The sequence below is a fragment of the Ruegeria sp. BHSC043 genome, assembly GCF_059612985.1.
In genome coordinates this window covers 48227-56383 of sequence record NZ_JBXWRS010000014.1, presented here as the reverse complement: position 1 = coordinate 56383, position 8157 = coordinate 48227, and the positions used below count along the sequence as shown (strand labels likewise).

The window sequence follows — 8157 nt, the reverse complement described above, 5'->3', positions numbered from 1 at the left end:
CTCGATCACCGGCTCGGTGATCGGGAAGAAATCGACGCCATAGTCGTGGTTGAACTTGATGGCGATGTCGCGGGTCAGTTCAAGGTGCTGTTTCTGGTCGTCGCCCACCGGCACATGGGTCGCGTGATAGACCAGAATGTCAGCGGCCATCAGCGAGGGATAGGCGAACAGACCCAGAGAAGCGTTCTGCTGGTTTTTGCCAGCCTTGTCCTTCCACTGGGTCATGCGCTGCATCCAGCCCATGCGCGCGACACAGTTGAAGATCCAGGCCAGTTGCGCGTGCTCGGGCACCTGGGACTGGTTGAACAGGACCGACTGTTCGGGGTCGATGCCGGCGGCGATGAAGCCCGCGCACAGCTCGCGCGTGGAATGCGCCAGTTCCTTGGGATCCTGCCAGACGGTGATCGCGTGAAGATCGACCATGCAGTACACGGTCTCCATCTCCGGCCCCTGCATGTCCACAAAACGCTTGAGCGCACCAAGGTAGTTGCCAAGATGCAGGTTTCCCGAGGGCTGAATGCCGGAAAACACGCGCGGCGTGAACTTGGTCTCGGTCATGGAAGGGAACTCCCGTCTGGAAAAATAAGCCTCCGTCGCTTACCCATGAGGCAAAGGGACGTCAACAGCCGCGAAAGGCCCGCCCGATGAGCAGCGAGCACTACACACCCCCCGTGAACCCCCTGCCACCCGTGGTGGTGGCGCTGGTCTTGTTCATCATGGGGATCGAACTGGCCTTCACCCTCGGCACGCGCGGCCTAGTCGGCGGACCCGGCGCGGTAGGCTGGCGGCTGGAGGCGATCCAGCGCTATTCCTTCTCGGCCGACATCTTCGACTGGATGGTGATGAACGGGCGTTGGCCGGTCGAGCATGTGATCCGATTCTTCACCTACCCCTTCGTGTCAGGCAGTTTTACCCAGGCGCTTTTTGTCTGCGTCTTTGTTTTGGCGATGGGCAAGATGGTGGGCGAGGTGTTTGGCGGTTTTGCGATGCTGGTGATCTTTGTGCTGTCCGGCGTGGGCGGGGCGCTGGCCTATGCGGTGCTGCTGGACCCGCGCTATCCGCTGGTCGGGGGCTTCCCGCCGGTCTATGGCCTGATCGGCGCGTTCACCTGGCTGCTATGGCGCAGGCTGTCGCTGGTCGGAGAGAACCAGGCACGGGCATTCCAGTTGATCGCGGTGCTGATGGGCATCCAACTGCTGTTCGGCCTGATCTTCGGCGGCACCTCGGATTGGGTTGCCGATCTGGGTGGGTTCGCGACCGGGTTCGCGCTGTCGTTTTTCGTGGCACCGGGAGGATGGGCGCGGCTGGTGGGGCGTATCCGGCGGGATTGACGGTCAGGACCTTCGCAGGGCGGACCGGAACTCGGACAGGCGGAACGCACCCAGCAGGTGGCCCAGAAGGAAGTAAGACACTGCGGCGACCACGATCAGGGCCAGTAACGCCAGATACCGCCAACCCGGAATGTCGAATGCCCAGCCGAACATCTGCATTGCCACGACCAGCGCCACACCCATTCCTATTGAAGCGACCAATATTCTGGGCGCGCGGCGCTTGAACCTGTCGTCGAAACGAGCCTCGTCGCCCATGCGCCGGGCACCCAGTGCCAACAGCGCCACCATGCCCCACCCGGCGGCCGAGGCCGCAATGGCTGGGGCGATCCAGCCGACGATCGGGTACAGCCCAAAAGCCAGAACGGCGTTGATGACCATAGCCACCACGGCATACCGGAAGGGCGAACGGGTATCCTCGCGCGCGAAGAACAGCGGTTGCAGCAGCTTTTGCAGCATGAAGGCCGGCAGGCCGACGCCATAGACCGCCACGGCCAGTGCGGTGGCAGCCGTGTCTTCGGGGGTGAACTGGCCGCGTTGGAACAGGACCGAAACCAGCGGGACCGGGACGAGCACGAAGGCCACGGTTGCCGGAATAGTCAACAAGAGGGTGAATTCTCCGGCGCGGGAAAAAGCGTTGCGCGCACCATCGCCGTCACCCGCGCGCAGGCGACGCGACAAGTCGGGCAACAGCACGATGCCCACGGCGATGCCGACCACGCCCAGCGGCAGCTGATACAGCCGGTCGGCAGCGAACAGCCAACTGACGGCATTTTCGGTCTTTGACGCGACCAGCTGCCCTACGACCAGATTGACCTGAGTCACCCCCATCGCAAGGGCGGCTGGTACCGCGATCCGAACCATCTTGCGCATGTCAGGGCTGAGCTTTGGTCGGCCGAACCGGATGCGAATTCCGGCGCGTTCGGTGGCGACCCATACCAACGCCAGTTGAGCGACCCCGGCAATGGGTATGACGGCAATGAGCCAACGGATGACCTCGCCCCCGGTTACCGCGCCTAGGATCAGTGCCGTGCAGGCGAAGATGTTCAGCAGGACCGGAGCCGCAGCAGCGGCGGCGAAGCGCCCCGTGGCATTGAGAACCCCGGAAAACAGCGCGGCCAGAGACATGAACAGGATGTAGGGAAAGACGACATATCCGTAACCGACCGCCAGATCGAAACGTTCGTCGCCATAAAACCCCTCGGCCGTCAGCCAGACCAGCCCCGGCATGAAGACCATGGCCAGCCCGACCAGCGCCAGAACAGCCGTTGCCAGCAGGTTGAACGCATCCTGCGCAAACCCTTGCGCGTCCTCGCCGCCTTCCAGCCGTTTCGAAAACATCGGAACGAAGGCCGCGTTGAAAGCGCCCTCGGCGAAGAATCGGCGGAACATGTTGGGCAGGCGGAAGGCCGCAACAAAGGCGTCCATCACGGGCCCCGGGCCGATCAGCGCGGTCAGAAGGATTTCGCGCGCAAATCCCAGAATGCGGCTGGCCAGGGTCCAGAACCCGACCGTGAACAGGCCCGAAAACAGGCGGATCTGCTTCATGAGGCCGCCCGCTCGGCGCCTTCGGCGATGGCGCTGCGCAACTTGGCCTCAAGCGCGCGCTGCTTGGACTCGGAATGGTATTTCAGCCCGAACATGTCCTTGACATAGAACGTGTCCACCACCTGCTCGCCATAGGTCGCGATCACCGCGTTGGCGATATAGACATTGGCCGCCGCAAGAGTTCGGGCCAGATCGTACAGCAGGCCAGGGCGGTCGCGGGTATCGACCTCGATGATGGTGTAGATTTCCGAACCTTCGTTGTCGAAGGTGATGTGGGTCGGAACATTGAACGCCTTTTCCCGCTTCTTGATCTTGTCGCGAGACTTGAGCGCGTCGCGGGCGACCACTTCGCCCTTCAATGTCTTGTGTATTATCTGGGTCAGGCGTGGCAAGCGGGCCGTGTCAAAGGGGTGACCTTCGGAATCCTGGATCCAGAAGGCATCGGTGACATAACCGTCCTTGGTGGTGTAGCTGCGCGCATCCACGACGTTAGCCCCCGCCAGCGCCAGCGCCCCGGCGATGCGGGCAAAGATGCCGGGATGGTCGGCCATGGCGAAACAGGCACGGGTAGCGTCGCGGTCCTCGTCGGGGTGCAGGCGGATTTCCATGGCGCCGGGGTCGCCGCCGTGTTCCAGCGCTCGCAGCATTTCGGCGAACTCGACATGGGTTTCGAGGTTCAGACCCTGCCAATACGGGTCATAGTGCCGCGCGGTCTCGGTCTTGAGATCGACCTTGGACCAGCCCGCCAGCGCCTCGCGCAGCGCCTTCTTGGCCTCGGCGCCCCGGTTGGCGCGGTTGAGATCCTCCATCCCGGTTTCCAGCGCCCGCTTGGTTTCGGCGTGCAGCGCGCGCAGCAAGGTGGCCTTCCAGTTGTTCCAGGTATCGGGCCCCACCCCGCGGATGTCGCAGGCCGTCAGAACCGTCAGCAGGTCCAGCCGTTTGACGGTTTTCACCGCTTTGGCGAAGTCGCGGACCGTGCGCGGGTCGGAAATGTCGCGCTTCTGCGCCATGTCCGACATCAGCAGGTGATAGCGCACCAGCCATTCGACGGTTTCGCATTCCTTCTTGTTTAGCCCCAGCCGCGGCGCCACCGTGCGGGCAATCCGGGCCCCCAGAATCGAATGATCCTCGGGGCGGCCCTTGCCGATGTCGTGCAGCAACAGCGCGACATACAGCACCCGACGGTTCACACCGCCCTTCAGGATCGACGAGGCCAAGGGCAGCGCCTCGACCAACTCGCCGCGTTCGATCTGCGCCAGGTTTGTGATGCACTGGATCGTGTGTTCGTCCACGGTGTAGCTGTGGTACATGTTGAACTGCATCATCGCCACGATGGGCTCGAATTCGGGGATGAAGGCCGAAAGAACGCCCAGTTCGTTCATGCGGCGCAGCGCGCGTTCGGGATTGCCGTGTTTTAGCATCAGATCCAGAAAGATGCGCCGCGCCTCTTTGTCGTTACGCATGTCATCGTCGATCAGGTGCAGGTTGGCGGTGACCAACCGCATGGCATCGGGGTGGATCAGCATACCGGTGCGCAGGCCCTCTTCGAACAGGCGCAGCAGGTTCAGCTTGTCGGACAGGAAGCTGTCGGGGTCGGCCACGTCCAGACGCCCGTGCACCACCTTGTACCCCGGCTTGACCCGCGGTTTGCGGCTGAAGATACGTTCCAGCAGGGGCGCGCTCTTCATGTGGGCCGCTTCGAGCTTCGTCAAAAAAATCCGTGTCAACTCACCGACTCGTGTGGCCTCGCGGAAGTAGCGCTGCATAAAGATTTCGACCCCACGACGTCCCGCGCGGTCCTCGTATCCCATACGCTCGGCAACTTCGACCTGAAGATCAAAGGTCAATTTCTCGGTCGCCCGCCCGGTAACCAGATGCAGGTGGGAGCGCACCGCCCACAGGAATTCTTCAGCTTGGGAGAAAGTTCTGAGCTCGTCGGCGGTAAACAGACCGAGAGGCACCAGCTCGGCCACATCTTGCACGCCGTAGATATATTTGGCGATCCAGTACAGCGACTGCAGGTCGCGCAGCCCGCCCTTGCCTTCTTTCACGTTGGGCTCGACCACGTAGCGCTCGCCCTGTTTGAGGTGGCGCGCGTCCCGTTCGTGCAGCTTGGCCTCGATGAATTCGCGTTCCGAGCCCTTGAACAGGTCAGATTTCAGCCGCTGTTCGAGCTCGGCGGCCAGGGCCGCGTCGCCGCCCAGAAACCGGTGCTCCAGCATCGCGGTCCGGATCGTGAAATCATCCTCGCCCAGGCGCAGGCAGTCGCGGATCGTGCGCGACGAATGACCGACCTTTAGCCGCAGATCCCACAGCATGTACAGCATGGATTCGATCACGCTTTCGGCCCAAGCGGTGATCTTGTAGGGCGTCAGGAACAGCAGATCGACATCCGAGAACGGTGCCATTTCCCCACGCCCATACCCGCCGACCGCCATCACGGCGATCTTTTCACCCTGGGTCGGATTCGCCAGCGGATGCAGCCGGGTGCTGGCCACCTGCAACGCGGTGCAGACCAGCCCGTCGGTCAGATAGGTGTAGGACCGGGTCAATGGACGGGCGTCGAAAGGGCGGGCGGTGAACGCTTCGGCAATGGCCTGACGCCCGGCCTTTTGCGCGTCGCGCAACACGCGCACCACCGCAGCGCGGGCCGCCGCCGTGTCAGAGGTATCCATAAGGGCCGCTGACAACCGGGCGCCGATCGCATCGCTGTCGAAAATCTCAGAGGCGTCACAGATCAGCGGGCCGCTGGGCTGCAGAGCCAGCGCAAGCGGTTCAGAAACCGGCGCCGGAGAAGCTTTGTGGGGCAGGGTCAATCACAACCACCTGTTTGTTCTGGATCGTGGCAACCGCCAGACCGCGTTCGTTGGTGCCGTCCGGTCGTAGACGGAAGATGCCGCCCACCCCCTGGAACCCGGCGTTCTGCGTCAACGCGGCCGCTGACAGGGCGTTCGAATTGCCCTGGCTGGCCAAGGCGCCGATGGCTGCGATACCGTCATAGGCCAACCCACTGATCGGGTGCGGGGCCTCGCCATAGGTCGCGTTGTAGCGCTGCCGATAGGCTTGGGCCTTGGCCGGATCGGGCAGGGCGAACCATCCGCCCTGGACCCCGGGCAACTCCAGAGTCTGCGCCGGGATGTCCCACCGTGTCAGGCCGATATATTGCACCAGGGCGGGGGACACGCCGGCCTCTGGCAGCAATTGGGTGAACAACGGCAGCGCGCCGGCGGTCGTGGCGGTCAGGAACATCGAATCCGCTCCGGTCTGATCCACCGTGGCCTTGATCGCCGGAACCGCGTCGATCACGCCTTGCTGAGACCGGTCAAAGCCGACCTCGCCGGCATTGGCGACTCGGCTGCCACTAAGGGCGTTAGCGATCGCGGCGCGTCCCAACTGCCCGGCGGCGTCGTTGCTGTAGACGACAACCATTTTCGATTTGCCCTGCCGGCCTGCGAAATTGATCAGCCGGCGGGCCGTGTTGTCGAAGGTCGGCCCCAGCACGAAGACATTGCCGCCCGCGATGCTGGTGTTGTTCGAAAACGAAAGCACGTTCACGTTCTTGCTCAGCACTGCCAGCCCCGCCGCATTGGCGGCCTGGGCATAGACGGGCCCCAGAATGACCTTGGCGCCGTCGGCCACCGCCTGCTGCGCCGACGCGGTCGCGGTGTTCGGATTTCCGGCCGTGTCATAGACCCGCAGGTCGATCCGGGCGTTCTGAAGATCCGCCATCGCCAGACGCGCGGCGTTCTCGAGGCTTTGGGCCAGCGACGGATCGCTGGACTGAGGCACCAGCAGCGCAACGGGAACCGGCTCGGAGGTATCGATCGAGGGGCCCCGGCCGGTCGCGCCCGGCTCGCAGGCGGCCAGAAACGCAGCAGTGGCAATGCCGATGGCGATTTTCGCGATCTTGCGAACGGGGTTGCAAACGGTGGACATCTCGATGAAAACTCCCTGATCCGGCGGCACGGGACGCTGCTGTTTGGTGCCGCCGCGATAATAAACGTCACGCTGCGAGGGTCCAGCATTGAATTTCCAAAAGGTTAGATTGGCGGGGGGGCTGTATTTCGTTGCCACACCGATCGGAACGGCGCGCGACATCACGCTGAGGGCGTTGGATGTTCTGGCCTCGGCGGATGTGATCGCCGCGGAAGACACACGAAGCCTGCGCAAACTGATGGAGATCCACGGCGTGCCGCTCGAAGGGCGGCGCATTCTGTCCTATCACGATCACAGCGGCACGGGCGCGCGCGAGCGGATCATGGACGAACTGGCACAGGGCAAGTCGGTGGCCTACGCCTCCGAGGCGGGGATGCCGCTGATCGCCGATCCGGGTTACGACCTGGGCAAGCAGGCGGCCGAGGCCGGATTCACCGTGACCTGCGCCCCCGGTGCGTCAGCTGTAGTGACGGCGCTGACCCTGGCGGGCCTGCCGACGGACGCCTTCTTTTTCGTCGGTTTCCTGCCGAACGCGTCAGGCGCCCGCCGAACACGGATCGAGGCGCTGCGCGACATTCCCGGAACGCTGGTATTCTACGAATCCCCCAAGCGTTTGCGGGCATGCCTGTCGGATCTGGCGCAAGTCTTGGGCGACGAGCGACAGGCCGCGGTCTGTCGTGAACTGACCAAGAAGTTCGAGGAAGTCCGGCGGGGTAGCTTGGCAGAGCTGTCCGAGCAGTATCGAGATGCCACCGTGAAGGGCGAGATCGTCTTGCTGGTGGACCGTGCCCATTCACAAGCCGTTAATGATTCAGATGTAGAAGAGGCGCTGCGACAGGCTCTGGAAACGCACTCGGTGCGGGATGCGGCAGATCTGGTGTCCAGGATGTATGATTTGCCAAGGCGGCCGATTTACCAAAAGGCTCTGCAACTGGGAAAGGGATGATATGGCGCGACGGTCGGTCCAGGGCTCGGTTTCCTATCACGCCGGGCAAGCGGCCGAGCACAGCGTCGCTGCCGACTACGAAAGACGAGGGTTCGAGGTCTGTCACAGGCGTTGGCGCGGCGCGGGGGGCGAGATCGACCTGATCGTCCGGCATGCGCAGGGCCTTGTGTTCGTCGAGGTCAAGAAAAGCCAAACCTTTGACAGCGCCGCCGCACGGATCAGCAAGCGCCAGATCGACCGGATATATGCCTCGGCGGCGCAGTATTTGGCGCAGGAACCGGGCGGACAGCTGACCAATGTCCGGTTCGATGCGGCTCTGGTGGATGCAACGGGCGCAGTGCAAATCGTCGAAAACGCCTTTGGTCAGGGCTGATCGCCATTGAACACCCGTCCCCGCTG

7 protein-coding genes are annotated in these 8157 nt (G+C 63.3%); 3 read left to right on the top strand and 4 right to left on the bottom strand.

Annotated features, from left to right (window positions below):
* The coding region (gene trpS / locus AC2FMM_RS15990) for a tryptophan--tRNA ligase (protein WP_496797083.1) at positions 1-558 on the bottom strand (558 nt) is incomplete at its 3' end.
* Between the two features lie 86 nt (positions 559-644).
* Here trpS and AC2FMM_RS15985 point away from each other — a divergent pair.
* A complete protein-coding gene (locus tag AC2FMM_RS15985) occupies positions 645-1331 on the top strand; it encodes a rhomboid family intramembrane serine protease (RefSeq protein WP_496712941.1) in 687 nt (228 codons plus the stop codon).
* A 3-nt stretch (positions 1332-1334) separates the two neighbouring features.
* Here AC2FMM_RS15985 and murJ read toward each other — a convergent pair whose 3' ends face one another.
* Genes murJ through AC2FMM_RS15970 form a run of 3 tightly spaced genes read right to left on the bottom strand, consistent with a single transcriptional unit; the run spans position 1335 to position 6812 of the window.
* Positions 1335-2876, bottom strand: a complete 1542-nt coding sequence (gene murJ, locus AC2FMM_RS15980; protein ID WP_496797082.1) for a murein biosynthesis integral membrane protein MurJ — start codon at positions 2874-2876, stop codon at positions 1335-1337.
* The gene (locus AC2FMM_RS15975; protein ID WP_496797081.1) at positions 2873-5692 is read right to left on the bottom strand and encodes a [protein-PII] uridylyltransferase; all 2820 of its coding nucleotides are present in this window, start codon (positions 5690-5692) and stop codon (positions 2873-2875) included. The genes murJ and AC2FMM_RS15975 overlap by 4 nt, the downstream gene beginning before the upstream one ends.
* Positions 5652-6812: a penicillin-binding protein activator gene (locus tag AC2FMM_RS15970; protein WP_496742212.1), complete on the bottom strand. Its 1161-nt coding sequence runs from the start codon at positions 6810-6812 to the stop codon at positions 5652-5654. Before AC2FMM_RS15970 ends, AC2FMM_RS15975 begins: the two co-directional genes overlap by 41 nt.
* Positions 6813-6900: 88 nt before the next feature.
* Between AC2FMM_RS15970 and rsmI the strand changes: the two genes are divergently transcribed.
* The gene (rsmI, locus tag AC2FMM_RS15965; RefSeq protein ID WP_496797080.1) at positions 6901-7758 is read left to right on the top strand and encodes a 16S rRNA (cytidine(1402)-2'-O)-methyltransferase; all 858 of its coding nucleotides are present in this window, start codon (positions 6901-6903) and stop codon (positions 7756-7758) included.
* A 1-nt stretch (position 7759) separates the two neighbouring features.
* Entirely contained in the window at positions 7760-8131 is a 372-nt protein-coding gene (locus AC2FMM_RS15960; protein WP_496688114.1) for a YraN family protein, read from the top strand.
* Positions 8132-8157: the final 26 nt, after the last annotated feature.

Bases quoted from the DNA above. Each gene is read 5' to 3' on its own strand.
- AC2FMM_RS15970 (WP_496742212.1), bottom strand. From the start codon at position 6,812: ATGTCCACCGTTTGCAACCCCGTTCGCAAGATCGCGAAAATCGCCATC.
- AC2FMM_RS15960 (WP_496688114.1), top strand. From the start codon at position 7,760: ATGGCGCGACGGTCGGTCCAGGGCTCGGTTTCCTATCACGCCGGGCAA.
- murJ (WP_496797082.1), bottom strand. From the start codon at position 2,876: ATGAAGCAGATCCGCCTGTTTTCGGGCCTGTTCACGGTCGGGTTCTGG.
- AC2FMM_RS15985 (WP_496712941.1), top strand. From the start codon at position 645: ATGAGCAGCGAGCACTACACACCCCCCGTGAACCCCCTGCCACCCGTG.